Origin of the sequence: uncultured Microbulbifer sp. (assembly GCF_947504145.1) — a bacterium.
Taxonomy (GTDB): Bacteria; Pseudomonadota; Gammaproteobacteria; order Pseudomonadales; family Cellvibrionaceae; genus Microbulbifer.
Map to the genome: position 1 here is coordinate 134,038 of NZ_CANNGQ010000003.1, position 13,652 is coordinate 147,689.

The 13,652-nt window shown below is 56.3% G+C and carries 15 protein-coding genes; 7 read left to right on the top strand and 8 right to left on the bottom strand.

Translation table 11 applies throughout. The annotated features are described in order from the left end of the window. Nucleotides 1–215 precede the first annotated feature (215 nt). The 7 genes from flhC to fliD all read right to left on the bottom strand — a co-directional run bounded on the left by flhC (nt 216) and on the right by fliD (nt 4,977). Nucleotides 216–782, bottom strand: coding sequence for a flagellar transcriptional regulator FlhC (gene flhC / locus Q1A74_RS11265; RefSeq protein WP_299595845.1), 567 nt, complete (start codon nt 780–782; stop codon nt 216–218). A gap of 10 nt (nt 783–792) precedes the next feature. Continuing rightward, nucleotides 793–1,095, bottom strand: coding sequence for a flagellar transcriptional regulator FlhD (flhD, locus tag Q1A74_RS11270; RefSeq protein ID WP_299595847.1), 303 nt, complete (start codon nt 1,093–1,095; stop codon nt 793–795). A gap of 531 nt (nt 1,096–1,626) precedes the next feature. Next, nucleotides 1,627–1,875 (bottom strand): hypothetical protein, encoded by a 249-nt coding sequence (locus tag Q1A74_RS11275; RefSeq protein ID WP_299595850.1) that lies wholly within the window; start codon nt 1,873–1,875, stop codon nt 1,627–1,629. A gap of 16 nt (nt 1,876–1,891) precedes the next feature. Beyond that, a complete protein-coding gene (locus Q1A74_RS11280; RefSeq protein WP_299595852.1) occupies nt 1,892–2,557 on the bottom strand; it encodes a flagellar hook-length control protein FliK in 666 nt (221 codons plus the stop codon). Between the two features lie 251 nt (nt 2,558–2,808). Beyond that, nucleotides 2,809–3,195 (bottom strand): flagellar protein FliT, encoded by a 387-nt coding sequence (locus Q1A74_RS11285; RefSeq protein ID WP_299595854.1) that lies wholly within the window; start codon nt 3,193–3,195, stop codon nt 2,809–2,811. After that, nucleotides 3,185–3,616 carry a flagellar export chaperone FliS gene (fliS, locus tag Q1A74_RS11290; RefSeq protein WP_299595856.1) on the bottom strand — a complete coding sequence of 144 codons (432 nt, stop codon included), beginning with the start codon at nt 3,614–3,616 and terminating at the stop codon, nt 3,185–3,187. The genes Q1A74_RS11285 and fliS overlap by 11 nt, the downstream gene beginning before the upstream one ends. A gap of 5 nt (nt 3,617–3,621) precedes the next feature. After that, nucleotides 3,622–4,977, bottom strand: coding sequence for a flagellar filament capping protein FliD (fliD, locus tag Q1A74_RS11295; RefSeq protein WP_299595858.1), 1,356 nt, complete (start codon nt 4,975–4,977; stop codon nt 3,622–3,624). A gap of 254 nt (nt 4,978–5,231) precedes the next feature. Here fliD and Q1A74_RS11300 point away from each other — a divergent pair, with 254 nt between their 5' ends. Then, complete coding sequence (locus tag Q1A74_RS11300; protein ID WP_299595860.1) at nt 5,232–6,362, top strand: FliC/FljB family flagellin; 1,131 nt, start codon at nt 5,232–5,234, stop codon at nt 6,360–6,362. A 91-nt stretch (nt 6,363–6,453) separates the two neighbouring features. Here Q1A74_RS11300 and fliE read toward each other — a convergent pair whose 3' ends face one another. Further along, nucleotides 6,454–6,804, bottom strand: coding sequence for a flagellar hook-basal body complex protein FliE (gene fliE / locus Q1A74_RS11305; protein ID WP_299595862.1), 351 nt, complete (start codon nt 6,802–6,804; stop codon nt 6,454–6,456). 235 nt (nt 6,805–7,039) lie between these two features. Between fliE and fliF the strand changes: the two genes are divergently transcribed. From fliF to Q1A74_RS11335, 6 genes are read left to right on the top strand one after another with little or no spacing between them, the layout of a single operon-like run. Continuing rightward, nucleotides 7,040–8,761: a flagellar basal-body MS-ring/collar protein FliF gene (gene fliF, locus Q1A74_RS11310; protein WP_299595864.1), complete on the top strand. Its 1,722-nt coding sequence runs from the start codon at nt 7,040–7,042 to the stop codon at nt 8,759–8,761. 40 nt (nt 8,762–8,801) lie between these two features. Next, entirely contained in the window at nt 8,802–9,788 is a 987-nt protein-coding gene (fliG, locus tag Q1A74_RS11315) for a flagellar motor switch protein FliG (RefSeq protein ID WP_299595866.1), read from the top strand. After that, a complete protein-coding gene (locus tag Q1A74_RS11320; protein ID WP_299595868.1) occupies nt 9,781–10,482 on the top strand; it encodes a flagellar assembly protein FliH in 702 nt (233 codons plus the stop codon). The genes fliG and Q1A74_RS11320 overlap by 8 nt, the downstream gene beginning before the upstream one ends. Nucleotides 10,483–10,526: 44 nt before the next feature. Then, entirely contained in the window at nt 10,527–11,873 is a 1,347-nt protein-coding gene (gene fliI / locus Q1A74_RS11325; RefSeq protein WP_299596971.1) for a flagellar protein export ATPase FliI, read from the top strand. Continuing rightward, nucleotides 11,870–12,334, top strand: coding sequence for a flagellar export protein FliJ (gene fliJ / locus Q1A74_RS11330; RefSeq protein WP_299595870.1), 465 nt, complete (start codon nt 11,870–11,872; stop codon nt 12,332–12,334). The genes fliI and fliJ overlap by 4 nt, the downstream gene beginning before the upstream one ends. Before the next feature lie 18 nt (nt 12,335–12,352). Beyond that, the gene (locus tag Q1A74_RS11335; RefSeq protein WP_299595872.1) at nt 12,353–13,573 is read left to right on the top strand and encodes a flagellar hook-length control protein FliK; all 1,221 of its coding nucleotides are present in this window, start codon (nt 12,353–12,355) and stop codon (nt 13,571–13,573) included. Nucleotides 13,574–13,652: the final 79 nt, after the last annotated feature.

A 13,652-nucleotide genomic window follows, 5' to 3' on the forward strand; every position in this document is an offset into this window, starting at 1 on the left:
CTGAGTCGACACAATTGCGGACTACCTGAGTGTAGTCCTTAGCAAAGAGTTCGATAGCACGGTCTGAGCTGCTTCACGCCGATTTCCAGCTTATTTACCTGTTAATCGGCGGCATACTGAAGAACTTGAGATTTTAGGGAACCTGGAAGGCCCTATATCAGAAAATGGGGTAAAAAAAGGGGAGTAATCACATGCTAAAAAGTCGCGCAGCCCCGTTACCCCAACTGCTCTTTCGCTGTTAGCTCGGAATTCTCATTTATGAGGCGACGTTTGCGGGTCTTCCCCGCCCGCGAGGGAGGCTGGCAGATGCCACATACAAACCCCTGGCTCGGTGTGTGTGCGTGGTTAACAAATTTTCCACTACAGCTGGTACAGGATGACAGCTCAAACAATCCGCTTTCAAAGAACCGCACAAGGGTCCAGGCTCTGGTCAGGCCCAGTACTGGCTCTTCCGCTTCACTGTCTGCCAGCTCCATATACAGCCGATAGGCCTTGATGAACCCCTCCATACGCTCGCACCCCTGCTCTCCAGTGAGGCGCAGAAATATCCCGTAAAACAGGGAGGCATGAATATTCGGCATCCAGGTGGTAAACCAGTCCGTTGAAAACGGCAACATACCCTTGGGTGGAGACATTCCACGCACTTCTTTATACAAACGGATCAGCCGACCCCGGCTGAGGTCGGTCTCCGATTCAAGTACCTGTAAGCGTGCATTCAGCTCGATTAGCTCAATCGCGAGCTGCACCTGCTGCATTTCGTTGAGCAGACTTTTTTGTGACATGTTGCCGCACTCAGTTGACGCTGGAAGACATCAGGAGCGCGGTATGAATATGGCCCAGATTCTCTGCCCGCTTGTTATTGGTCAACTGCTCAAGCTGGATGGGGTTTTCAAGATTCAGGCGAAAAAGAAATTGATTGGACCGAGCGAGCCGCGTCAGTTGCTTGGCAGTAAGAGAGGCCAGTTTGCTGGCGAGAGACTCATCAAGTTTGAGGCGGAACAGCGCTGTTGCAAAATCTTCTTTCAACAGGCGTTGCGCCAATAGCAGATAGCTGAGGTTAATCTCCTGAATTTCGCCAATTGCACTATTCAGCATGGTTCTCGTACTCCTTCAATCTTTGTTATTGACTGCCGGGCTCTCCGGCCAGCGCTTAATACATCCAAAGACGAAGGGTTCCTCGCTTTTGACTCCTTTCAATATTGAGTGGTTGCATCGATGCAACCACAAGATCACGCACTTGTTTAGCGTGCTCGTGACCTGTATCCATCCCTGGAATGAATATGCGCAAATGTGAGTTCCGGCAAACCCGATACCACTGCAGAAGCGACATAGTCAGAAAGTTACCACTTCGCCTAAACGTCCCACGTTTGAGGATGCTCGACGATGCTCTAAATACCCCAAGAGCTTCAGCTGCGGGGAGCAATGGACACAATAGCCAACCGCCCCCAGTATCCACCCACCCAAATGCAGCTTTTTCTGTTAACTGGTTCACACTGTAAACGTGCACCCGTTCAACTTAATGAGAAATTACCACAACCTTGTAAGCAAGGCATACTATTTTTTTAGGAAATTGATCCAATTGGATCTTTACTGACTTTCATTCTCATTTCAGTTTTGTTACACCGCCTAAACCTGACCCCGGCGCTGCGATTCGTCTACGCTAGAAATCCATAACAGCATTTCTACAATGACCGGATACATCTCCTGAGGTATCTGTACATCGAGATCCAACTGCGCAAGTAGCGCAAACAATTCGGGGGCATCGTGTACGAAAACACCCTGTTCTTTTGCCGCTGCAATAACGTGCTCTGCCAGGGTGCCGTATTCCCGGGCGACCCGATCAAGGCTTCTATCTGATGGTTTTATTTTGTCCATTCAATATCCAGATTGTTTAATCGTCATCCATGAGAACTACGTCTGCCTGAACACTGGTGAATCCGGCACCCAAAAACCGTTGCTGTAGAGATTCCACGAAGACCGACACCGCTTCTAGCGTCGCGTTGTCACGCACCTTCACCTGAATACTCAACGCGCGACCATGCATAGTCGCAGAGAGAACAACAGCGCCCAGATACTGCAGTTGCAGCTTTATCTCCGCACACCATGCGGAATCGCGCCTCTGCAAATGGTGTTTATTCCTGCGTGGCTCCGTATCGAAGAGATCGCCAGCAACCTGCTGTATCAAAAATTCCGCAAATAGCCCCGGCCACAACTCCCCTTCCCAGCGAAGCTTTGGAATCGACAACAGGTCCAGTTGCTGACGCACCAGCCCCTGTAACCCCTGCTCAAATCTGCCTGTATCAGTGCCGTGCTGCCGCCACAGCGCCATCTGTGGCTCCCTGTCCAGCAGCGACCTGTCGCGCTCACCCCTATGCCAGCGCACCAGGTGTGCTTCGTAAAACAGGCCGCTCAACTCGATACGCTCGCGAAGTTCGCCAGCGGCCACAATCGCGTTTGCTACCGGTGCAGACACGACAGGTACCGGCGAACGAATGACACTGGTGGTTGCACTGGACTGGCTCAAGATATTCGACAACTGTCGAGCAACACTGCTCAAGTGGGAGCGCCCCGCTTGTGAGCGCTCGCTTACTGGATGACTAAGAAATGGTGGGAATGTAGAAAATTTTTCCGAAACTGCGCGATCGGCAGGCCGGCGCGGGTTCAAGCGCGAGTCGCTACGTACCGCCTGCACCCCCTGGGCAGGCACCAGCGGCTTAACCGCCGCTGGTTGCCGTTCGGGACGCGCGGTATCGACCCTTTTACCCAAGACCTGATGCAGGAGCGTATCCAGCAGTGCAGTGATTCCACTCACTGACCAGGGGTACCCAGAGGAATCAGGGAACCGTAGGTGCGAGACAGGTCACGCTTGCGCTGACTGGTGCCTATCAGCTGTTGCAGCTCGTCCTGGCGCTGGCGCAGGCCTTTGCGAACCTCAAGATCCTGCTCAAGAATCTGCTCCAGTAATTCAGCCTTGCGTTGACGCTCACTCTCACTAAATGCCATGCCAGCTTCCGCGCTGGCAATGGCATCCACCTCTATGGCGTAACAGGTCTGCTCTTCGACCAGGTTGAACCAATCGTGCTCGCGAACACAGGCAAGCATCCGCGAGGAGCGCGCGAGTAGACTGGTATAAGCGGCCAGCACCCGTGCGGGTGAGGTCAGAGGGTTGTCACCGACAATCGCATTACGCCTCATGCTGTTGCCCCGGCTCAATCTCGTTCCATGCGGACGCCAGTTCACCCAGCAAACGACGAGCTTCAACGAACCCTTTCTCATCGTTTTGCAGATTGGCGTTTAACAGTAAACGTGCAATGTACTCATAAAGCGCACCCATGCGCTCTGCCAGCTCGCCACCACGCTCTCGATCCAGCGCTGCCAGCAGGCCATTATTTACAATATCCAGCGCCTTCGAGACAGCCTGCCCCTTTTCCGCCACATTGCCATCCTGCAGATGCACCAATGCGGTACCGATTGCCGTATCCGCTCCCTGAAACAACAATACGATGAGCCGGTGAGGGCTTGCAGACATCACATCACTTTCAAGCCCCACACGGGCGTAGCTGGCGGCACCTCGGGCACGTCCAGCGATTCCTTTTGCGTACAAATCAGACCTCACTGTTGTTATTGTTTAAGCTGTGCAGACAGCGCATCGAACTGCTGTGTCAGATAAGAACTCGTCGAGTTCATCTGTGCAATCAGGCTATCCAGCTGACTGAACTGTGTGCGGTAGCGATCGACAGTGCTGGCAATCTGCGCTTCCATTCTCTCGTAGCGCTGATCCATTGACGCAACACTGGTTTCCAGCCCGCTCGTCGCATTGCCGATCAGCCCCCCCTCTTCCGTCATCGCTTCCAGCGCGGATGCCATACGGTCCGCAAAGCCATCACTGTCTTCCGACACCCCGGCAAATACATCGGTGAAATCGCCCAGTTGATTAGCAATCAGATCAGCGACCTTTTCGTCATCCAGAGCCAGGGTACCGTCCACTTCCAGTGTGATACCCAAATCGGCGAGGGAGGAAAATGTATCACTCTCAAGAGAACCACCGACGATATCCCGCAAACGGGACTCAACACCACGCACCGCCGCATTGCCCTGCAAGATTCCGCCAACGCCGGAAGCACTATCAAACGACGTCAGGTCAGAAAGAGAACCCTGCAGACTGTTATAGGCATCAACAAAATTGGATAATTTTTTCTCAATACCCGCGGTATCCCGGGTGACTTCCAGCGTAGTACTGCCGGTTTCTTCCAGGTTCAGCGTGACGCCCTGGATTGCGCCTTCCACCCGGTTGCTCTGGGACTGAATGGCAATCCCGTTGACGTTCAGTTCGGCGTTTTGCGCCGCCACTTCCGTCGCGCTATCCAGGGCAAGCTCGTCGCCAAAACTACCGGCGGCAAACACCACAGAATCGATCGCTGCATCGGATCCGGTTTGCGAAGAGCTCACCACCAGGCGGTAAGGTTGGTCGCTACCATCATTGACGATGGAGGCCACAACACCGGCCCCGGCTTTGTTGATGGCATTGCGGATATCTTCCAGGGAACTGTCAGCTTCATCGACAGAAACGCTGAACTGCTCGCCACTCCCCAGAGTGAAATCAATACTGCCTGCGCCCAGGTTTACACTCTGCTCTGCCACGCCAGCGGTGGCGATGCTGTAACTTTTCGCGCGCTGCGTGACTGCAACCTCGTAGGTGCCCACCGGAACGTCTTCACTGGAACTGATGGTCAGCCCCTCTCCACTCAAGCTGGTTTTCACACCGGAGAAAGCAGACGGATCACTCAGCTCGGCAGCCGCACTTTTTACCTTATCCAGGGCGCTTTGCAGCAGGCCAAATGCGGAGATCTTGGTCTCATAGCTTTTCTGCTGTTGCAGAATCGGGGTCAATTTCTGCCGTTCGGCAGACTCGAGCTGATCCAGCAGGCCGCTCAAGTCGAGGCCGGATCCTATGCCCAACGAAGATATGGTGGCCACACTCGCCCCCTCCTTATATAAGTTCGATTTCAGCGACTCTGTTCAACAGGAGTGCCGTTCTTTACTCCCACATCGGCCGAGATCCTCGTGACTTTAGTACTGAAGAGGACTCAAGCTCACCAGCGGCGAATACGGATACACCATCCAGAAATATTTGAGAAAGATTAAAGTCCTGACATAGGCGGCCGAAAAACTGGGTAACGGCCAGCGCCGTTGTTTCAATTTCAAACGGTGACACACAGAGGGACAAAACAATGTCAGTGATCAACACCAACATCACGGCCATGATTGGCCAGCAGAACCTGAGCAAATCTCAAAGCGCCCTGCAGACCTCCATGGAGCGCCTGTCTTCCGGTCTGCGCATCAATAGCGCAGCCGACGATGCCGCCGGCCAGGCCATCGCCAATCGCATGAGCGCCCAGATCACCGGCCTTTCTCAGGCCCAGCGCAACGCCAATGACGGTATCTCCGTCGCGCAGACCGCTGAAGGTGCCCTGAACCAGGTCAACGACAACCTGCAGCGCATTCGTGAATTGACTGTGCAGGCTCAAAACGACACCAACTCCCAGAGCGACCTGGACTCTATCCAGGATGAAATCAATCAGCGCCTTTCTGAAATTGACCGGGTATCCTCCGAAACCAATTTCAACGGCGTCAAGGTTCTTTCAGAAGACCGCAGTTTTACCATTCAGGTCGGCGCCAATGATGGAGAGTCTATTAGCATCGACCTCAAAGAGATCAATGCGCAGACACTGGGTATGGAAAACTTCACAGTTTCCGGACTTTCCGACGAAATTACCGAACTTTCCGGCACCGATGCCAATGGCAATGAAGTCACTACAGCCGTTGACCTTTCCGGTATTGATGTCAGCAACTTTGCCGCGACCGACGCTTCAGAACTGAAGCTTCGTTCATACACCGACGCGGGCGGCACTACTCAGTACGCCATTCAAGATACTGATGGCACTCTGGCAAAAGTTGCTGCCGCAGACATTGATACTGATGCGACTTCCGCCACATTCGGCCAGATTACCGACTTTGCCGATGCGACCGCAGTGACTACTGCGAAAGCTGCTTATGACACCGACGCAGAAGCCGGACTCACTTCAACCGCTAACCCACTGGCGGCACTGGATACTGCTCTTAGCGACGTAGACGCCCTGCGCTCTGACCTGGGTGCCATCCAAAACCGTTTCGAATCGGCAATCAACAACCTGAGCACTACCGAAACTAACCTGTCTGCGGCCCGCTCTCGCATTGAAGACGCGGACTACGCGGATGAAGTATCCAATATGACCCGCGCACAGATCCTGCAGCAAGCCGGGACTTCCGTGCTGTCACAAGCAAACCAGCTGCCGCAGAGCGTTCTGTCTCTGCTGGGCTAATCGAGACCCCGGGCCAGTGGCCCATCCTTCCTGGCCCCTTCACGGGGCCTTTTTTGTATCCGCTAAACGACGAAAAAAGGAAAGCAGGTTTTCACACCTGCATGTTCATGATGTCTTTATAAGCTGTCAGCAATCGGTTGCGCACCTGAACACCCAGCTCAAACGCAATCCCCGCTTTCTGCCCTGCGATCATCACCTCGTGCAACGCCACATCCGATTCGCCCGACTGAAAGGCACGCGAACGGGCACCGCTTTCAATCTGCAGCGCGTTTATACGTTGCAGGCTTTCCTTCAGCGCTTCCCCAAAACCGCCACCCACAGCCGGGGCGCCGCCGGGTGCCGACAAATCTGGTAACGCGCGCGGCGCCGCAGCTTCGCTGGCCAATCCTCGCATCTGATTCAACATCCCCTGCATCTCCGGGGCGGTGATTGGTATGGTCATGAATGCATCTCTTGTAGTTTCGCAGCGCAAAGGTAACAGGGCCCTTCAGAAAGCCAAGCAGGTAAATAGCGGAAAAAGTTGCGGCTTTTCTTTCCTTTGCCTGAGCGGGAGCTATTGATAATCACGGCACTGTTCCGGCCCGTCTGCCAAGCAGGGTGAAACAATAGGATGAATTCGCAGAAATGCCTTCCACAATGCTTATAAAACCGCCTGTCTACTGCGGAGTCTTTCCCGGATGAGTGCTACTAGTAGACAAAGCGCAACCTCGGCAACACAGACACTGAACCAGTTGCCGAGCAGGCTACTGGCCAACCCACTGATCTTGTTGCTGGTGGGAGGCTCTGCCGCCATTGCTCTGATCGCAGCGGTATTACTGTGGTCTCAGGCTCCGCAGTATCGGGTGTTGTTCAGCAATATCAGTGAAGCAGACGGCGGCCGCATTATCAGTGAGCTGGAGAGCCGCGCCATCCCGTACGAGTTCAGCCCCGGTGGCCGTACTTTAATGGTGCCGGAAGACCAGGTGCACCGCCTGCGCCTGCAACTCGCCGAACAGGGTCTGCCCAGTGGTGGTAACGCGGGCTTTGAAATCATGGACCAACAGGCATTCGGCATCAGCCAGTTTGCCGAGCGGGTGAATTTTCAGCGCAGCCTGCAGGGGGAGCTCGCCAGCTCCATTGAGTCACTCGGGCCGGTGGTGCGCGCACGGGTTCACCTTTCCATGGCCAAGCCCTCGGTATTTATTCGAGAGCGTGAGCCGGCCAAGGCTTCTGTAATTCTTACCCTCGCGCCGGGGCGGGTTCTCGGTGAAGGACAGGCGAATGCCATCGTACATCTGGTATCCAGTAGCGTGCCCGATCTGGGGGCCGACCAGGTGACACTGGTGGATCAGAATGGCCGTCTACTGTCTCGACCAGGAGCGGATGAAAACAGCCTCGACGGTACTCAGCTCGACTACATTCACACCCTTGAAGCCAGCTACCAGCGGCGTATTGAACGTATTCTGGAACCGCTACTGGGCAGCGAAAATGTGCGTGCCCAGGTCACCGCGCAGATTGATTTCGACCGCCGCGAAGAAACCAGTGAACGCTACGCTCCCAACCAGGATGGTCAGCCCGCCGCGGTGCGCAGCAAGCAGCACAACTCCGATTTCAATGGCGATGCTGTCGATCTGGGCGGCATTCCCGGTGCCCTAACCAATACTCCGCCCGGCACCGCGCCATCCCCGATTGTTGCCAGCGAAAACACGCAAGCTGATGAAAGCGAACAAAAACCGGATCGCAAGCACATGCGTCAGGAGCAGCTGGTCAACTATGAGCTCGACCGGGATGTTACCCATATCCAGCGTCAACGCGGCCGCGTAGAGCGTCTCACCGCGGCAGTAGTGGTGAATTACCAGGAAGTGGTAGACGAGCATGGCGCGGCTTCCCAACAACCCCTGAGCGATGAAGACTTGCAACACATCGAGCAGCTTGTACGGCAGGCCATGGGCTATTCCGAAGCCCGCGGTGATGGGCTTGAGGTGGTCAACAGTCCCTTCTCGGTCAACGAAGCAGAAACCCTACCAGAGCTTGAGTGGCACGAGGACCCCTTCTGGCGTCAGTTGATCCTCGCGTTTGGCCGCTACCTGCTGGCCGGTATCGCCCTGCTGCTTGTGGTCCGCTGGTTAGTGCGCCCGCTGGTGAACCGACACTTGCAAATGCGGGCCGCCGCACCGGTGGCAATTCCGGCACCGCAAAAATCAGCGGCGCCAGCACAAGCGGGCGCGGTTCAGCCGACCCGCGCGGAGGCCGAGGGCCTCGAATATGAAGAGGAAGAAGAAGTAACCGAGCCAATGCCCCGTCGCAAACGCCGCTCCTCCATCTATGAACAGAGCCTGATGGATCTGCAGAGTATGGCCAAGGACGACCCAGCGATGGTAGCCATGATTGTACGCAGCTGGATACACCGGGATGACTAACAACACTCACTTACAAAATGCCGTCCAAAGGCAGAAGACAATGAGCAACATGCGCCGCAGTGCCATTCTGCTACTCGCACTGGATGAAGACTGTGCGGCGGAAGTGTTCAAACACCTGAGCGCCCGTGAAGTGCAGGATATCAGCCAGGAGATGGCCTCGCTGCGCTCGGTATCCCACGAAGAAATGCGTTCAGTGCTGCAGGACTTCAATACCGAATCCGAAGAATTTGGTGCGCTCAATCTGTATTCCAGTGAGCGTATCCGGGCAGTATTGACGAAAGCACTTGGCAACGAGCGCGCCTCTAGCTTGCTGGAGGATATCTTTGACATTACCAGTGCAGATTCCGGTATTGATGCGCTCAACATCATGGAAGCAAATGCAGTGGCGGAAATGATCCGTGACGAGCACCCTCAGATTATTGCCACCATTCTTGTCCACCTCGAGCGACGCCAGGCCGCCTCCGTTCTGGAGTATTTCGAAGACAAGCTGCGTGAAGACGTCGTGTTGCGTATCGCGACCTTCAGTGGCGTACAGCCAGCGGCGTTGCAGGAACTGACAGAAGTGCTCACCAGCATGCTCGATGGTCAGAATCTCAAACGCGCAAAAATGGGCGGCGCGCGCACCGCGGCGGAAATTCTCAATTTGATGAATTCGAATGCCGAGGAAAATGTGATCGAACGCGTGCGTGAACATAACGAAGATCTCGCACAAAAGATCATCGACGAGATGTTCCTGTTTGAAAACCTTTTGGATCTGGACAACCGTGCCATCCAGCTGCTACTGAAAGAAGTAGAGAATAAACAACTGGTTACCGCACTCAAAGGCAGCAAGCCCGAGCTGCTGGAAAAGTTCCTGTTCAATATGTCGAGCCGCGCCGGCACCTTGCTGCGCGAAGAACTGGAAGCAAGTGGCCCACTGCGGATGTCGCAGGTAGAGCGGGAACGCAAAGCTATTCTGCAGGTGGTGCGTCGTCTTGCCGATACTGGCGAAATCGTGCTGAGTGGTGGAGAAGAGGTTTATGTCTGAAGCTGTTTCCTGGCGCCGCTGGCAGCCTGACGATTTTACCGGCGCGCGTGAGCGCCGTGACTCGGTGCAGCGCTCACTGACGAGCGAGCTGGATGCACTGCGCGAACAGGCGCGTGCCGAGGGGCGCAAACAAGGCTACGAAGCCGGTTATGCCGAGGGCTACGAGTGCGGTCAGAAAGAAGGCCGCCGCGCAGGCACAGAAGAAACTATCCAGCAACGCCAGGCCTTGCTCACACCGCTGAACGATCTGGTACAAAACTTCAACGATGCACTCACATCACTGGATGGCGAGATTGCCGACGATATTTCTGCACTGGCACTGGTGATTGGTCGCCACCTCGCTGACGAAGCACTGAATGCGCAGCCACAATACGTGTGCCATCTGGTTCGCACGCTACTGCGTGAGGAATCAACCATCGGCGACAAGCCTCGTCTGTGGTTGCACCCGGAAGACCTGAATTTGGTAGAAGCGACACTCGGTAACGAATTGACCAGTGCGGGCTGGCGCCTGGAACAGGACCCGCGCACTACCCGCGGCAGCTGCCGGGTGACTACCTCCAGTGGGGAGCTGGATGCGACCCGCGAAACGCGCTGGCAGGAAATCCTGAAGCGCGTCAGGCCTCTCGCACCGGAATCGAGTGATGCCACTCACGCCGAAGAACAAGATGCGAAAAAAAATGGAGAACACCCGTGATTACCGCGGAGAAACCTCTCCATAAACAACGCTGGCGACACAGCCTGCGCGCCGCCGCGGAATCTGCCTCCCAAGCACCCCGCTATCGCAATAGTGGAAAAATCGTGCGCGCAACCGGACTGGTGCTCGAAGCCGTGGGCCTGAGAGTTCCCCTTGGCAGCGGTTGCTCCATCGAACTTTCCCGACCAGATTCGGCCACACCCGATTACGCGGAAGCGCAGGTCGTGGGCTTTACCGGCGACCGGCTTTTTTTAATGCCGCTGGAAGAAATCAGTGGTCTCACTCCGGGGGCACGGGTTTTCCCGCTGGGCGGGAACGGTGCACGTCGCTTCCCTCTGGGAGAGCAGTTGCTGGGCCGGGTAGTGGATGGCAGTGGACGACCGCTGGACAGCGGCCCGGCCCTGGATCTCAGCGAGAGCGACAGCCTCGCGGCTGTGCCATTCAATCCCCTCAACCGTACACCCATCCACCAACAGATTGATGTGGGTGTGCGCACTATCAATGGTTTATTGAGCGTCGGCCGCGGCCAGCGTCTGGGCCTTTTTGCCGGTTCCGGCGTCGGCAAATCTGTATTGCTGGGCATGATGGCTCGCTACACCAGTGCCGATGTCATTGTGGTAGGGCTGATTGGTGAGCGGGGCCGGGAAGTTAAGGATTTTATCGACAACATTCTCGGTGAAGAGGGGCGACGTCGCGCAGCGGTAGTCGCCGCGCCTGCAGACACCTCTGCGCTCCAGCGTCTGCAGGGTGCCGCCTACGCCACGCGTATTGCGGAATATTTTCGTGATGCCGGCAAGAGCGTGCTGCTGATCATGGATTCGCTGACCCGCTATGCCATGGCGCAGCGGGAAATCGCTCTTGCCATTGGCGAGCCGCCGGCCACCAAGGGTTACCCGCCGTCGGTTTTCGCACAACTGCCAGTACTGGTGGAGCGCGCAGGCAATGGCGAGAACGGCGGCTCGATCACTGCCTTCTACACCGTTCTGGCGGAAGGCGACGACCAGCAGGACCCCATTGCAGATGCGGCCCGCGCGATCCTCGATGGACATATTGTCCTGTCGCGCACGCTGGCAGAATCCGGCCACTACCCGGCGATTGATATCGAGGCTTCCATCAGTCGTGCAATGAATGCCATTGTCGATGGAGACCACCAGCGCCAGGCTCAGCGGCTTAAGCAATTATTTTCCCGCTATCAACGCAACCGCGACCTGATCAGCGTTGGCGCCTACAGCCCGGGGCACGATCCCGAGCTGGATCAGGCGGTGCAGCGTTACCCCTATATTGAACATTTTCTGCAGCAGGGCATGGATGAACGCGCTGATATCGAATCCACCACCGCCGCACTGGCTACTCTGGTGCCAGCTTCATCGGGTACAGGAGCCAGAGCATGATTCCGTCCAGGCCACTGGATATTCTGATAGACCAGAGCCGTAAGGCGCGGGACACCGCGGGCCGTGCACTGGCAGAGGAGCGCAACGCGCACGAGCAGACCAACGCACAACTGGAAATGCTGCAGCGCTATCGCGGCGAGTACTGTGAGCGCCTGCAACAAGCCATGGCAGGCGGGATTAGTGCCTCTACGTTGGCCGATTACAACCGTTTTATCCGCTCCCTGGACGACGCCATTGCGCAAGCGAGAAACCTGCTGAGCCAGCAACGGGAAAAAGTGGACTCCAGTAGTGAGCACTGGCGCCACCACCAGCGCAAGCTCACTTCCTTTAGCGCACTGGAAACCCGCCGTACGCAACTGGAGCAGCGCCAGGAGGACCGGCGCGAACGCCGCCTGGCCGACGAAACAACCCAGAACCTTCTCGCCCGCCGCACTCCGCGTGACGGACGAAGCCCATTTTAATCATTGGATCTCCCTTCTATGAACATCACAGCCCTGCTTGCCTCCGCAACCGCCCAACAGGCAGCCAGCAGCCAGCCTGCTGATGGATCAGGAAAAAACCGAAGCGCCCCTCCGGCGAGCGCGGCAAAACCATTCGCAGACCGCCTGCAATCCGCTATCCAGTCAGCCGCAAATAATCCCGATCAAAGGTCTTCCCTTCCCGGACAACAGCCCCCGCTCACAATTCGTGGAGAAAGCAGCGTATCCACCGCTGGGTCGGAACAGATAGCGAATCTGGGCGAAGTGCTCGGCGGGAAGCATATTGATCCGGAGGAGTCTCTGGAGCTGGCAGCCGAGCCTGGAGAACGTATGGAAGCGGATACCGGCCTCGCTCTGATAGCGGCGCCCCAGGGACTGGCCCTCACGACGCCGTTACACATCGACGCGACACAGGGCCCAGGGCAACCTGCTGCAGCGGTTGTGGCAACGCACGTGTCAGGTAGCCAGCTAGTGGGCACTCCCGCTTCAGCACTATCAACAGAGAGTGCCGCGAAAACAGAAATCACTGCGGCCGCTACCAACTCGCTCACCGCGCAGGCTACGCCATTGAATATCGCAGCAGCCGGCGACCAGCAAGCGCGAGGCACTTCGACCACCGGCACGGTAAACACGGACATAACCACAGCAAACCTGGTGACCAACGACGGCAGTGGAATCACACAGCCAGTGTCACTGACGTCAACAAATACACCAACGCAATCACAACCCGTGCCTGCCGCCCCGCTCGCGAACAGTTCGATCAACGGTTCCGTGCCAGTCATGGGTGCGTCACTTGGCTCAGATGTCTGGGGAACAGAATTCAGTCAACACCTGTTGACCATGGCACACCGTGGAGAAAAACAGATAGACCTCTACCTGCACCCCCGCGAGCTGGGTTCTCTTTCCGTAAGCCTGAACCTGGATGACCAGAGCGTACGGGCCCAGTTCCTCTCAGCGAACGCCGCGGTGCGCAGTGCGGTCGAACAGGCTCTGCCACAATTGCGAGAAACCCTCGCCCAACAGGGAATAGCCCTGGGCGAAACCTCCGTTGGCCAGCAACAACAGCAGGCTTCACAGCAGCAACAGACCGCCCAACAGGAAGCCGATGGTAAATTATCACTCGGACCTGCAGCGAACCCTGCGGACAGCCTTGACGATTCTCAGACCACCATCAGTCACTCCCTCCCCACCCGCACAAGTGGAATCGACCTCTACGCCTAAGCATTTTTCCACTGACCGGGTAGATGCGCCCAATTCCCATATAGTTCCAAAACCTTGAGATGGGCCCAAATCCTGGGCC

Coding starts and splice junctions, on each gene's coding strand:
- flhD (WP_299595847.1), bottom strand. CDS start 1,095: ATGCTGAATAGTGCAATTGGCGAAATTCAGGAGATTAACCTCAGCTAT.
- Q1A74_RS11285 (WP_299595854.1), bottom strand. CDS start 3,195: ATGAGGCGTAATGCGATTGTCGGTGACAACCCTCTGACCTCACCCGCA.
- Q1A74_RS11275 (WP_299595850.1), bottom strand. CDS start 1,875: ATGGACAAAATAAAACCATCAGATAGAAGCCTTGATCGGGTCGCCCGG.
- fliG (WP_299595866.1), top strand. CDS start 8,802: ATGAGCAACATGCGCCGCAGTGCCATTCTGCTACTCGCACTGGATGAA.
- fliF (WP_299595864.1), top strand. CDS start 7,040: ATGAGTGCTACTAGTAGACAAAGCGCAACCTCGGCAACACAGACACTG.
- fliE (WP_299595862.1), bottom strand. CDS start 6,804: ATGACCATACCAATCACCGCCCCGGAGATGCAGGGGATGTTGAATCAG.
- fliJ (WP_299595870.1), top strand. CDS start 11,870: ATGATTCCGTCCAGGCCACTGGATATTCTGATAGACCAGAGCCGTAAG.
- flhC (WP_299595845.1), bottom strand. CDS start 782: ATGTCACAAAAAAGTCTGCTCAACGAAATGCAGCAGGTGCAGCTCGCG.
- Q1A74_RS11320 (WP_299595868.1), top strand. CDS start 9,781: ATGTCTGAAGCTGTTTCCTGGCGCCGCTGGCAGCCTGACGATTTTACC.
- Q1A74_RS11335 (WP_299595872.1), top strand. CDS start 12,353: ATGAACATCACAGCCCTGCTTGCCTCCGCAACCGCCCAACAGGCAGCC.
- Q1A74_RS11300 (WP_299595860.1), top strand. CDS start 5,232: ATGTCAGTGATCAACACCAACATCACGGCCATGATTGGCCAGCAGAAC.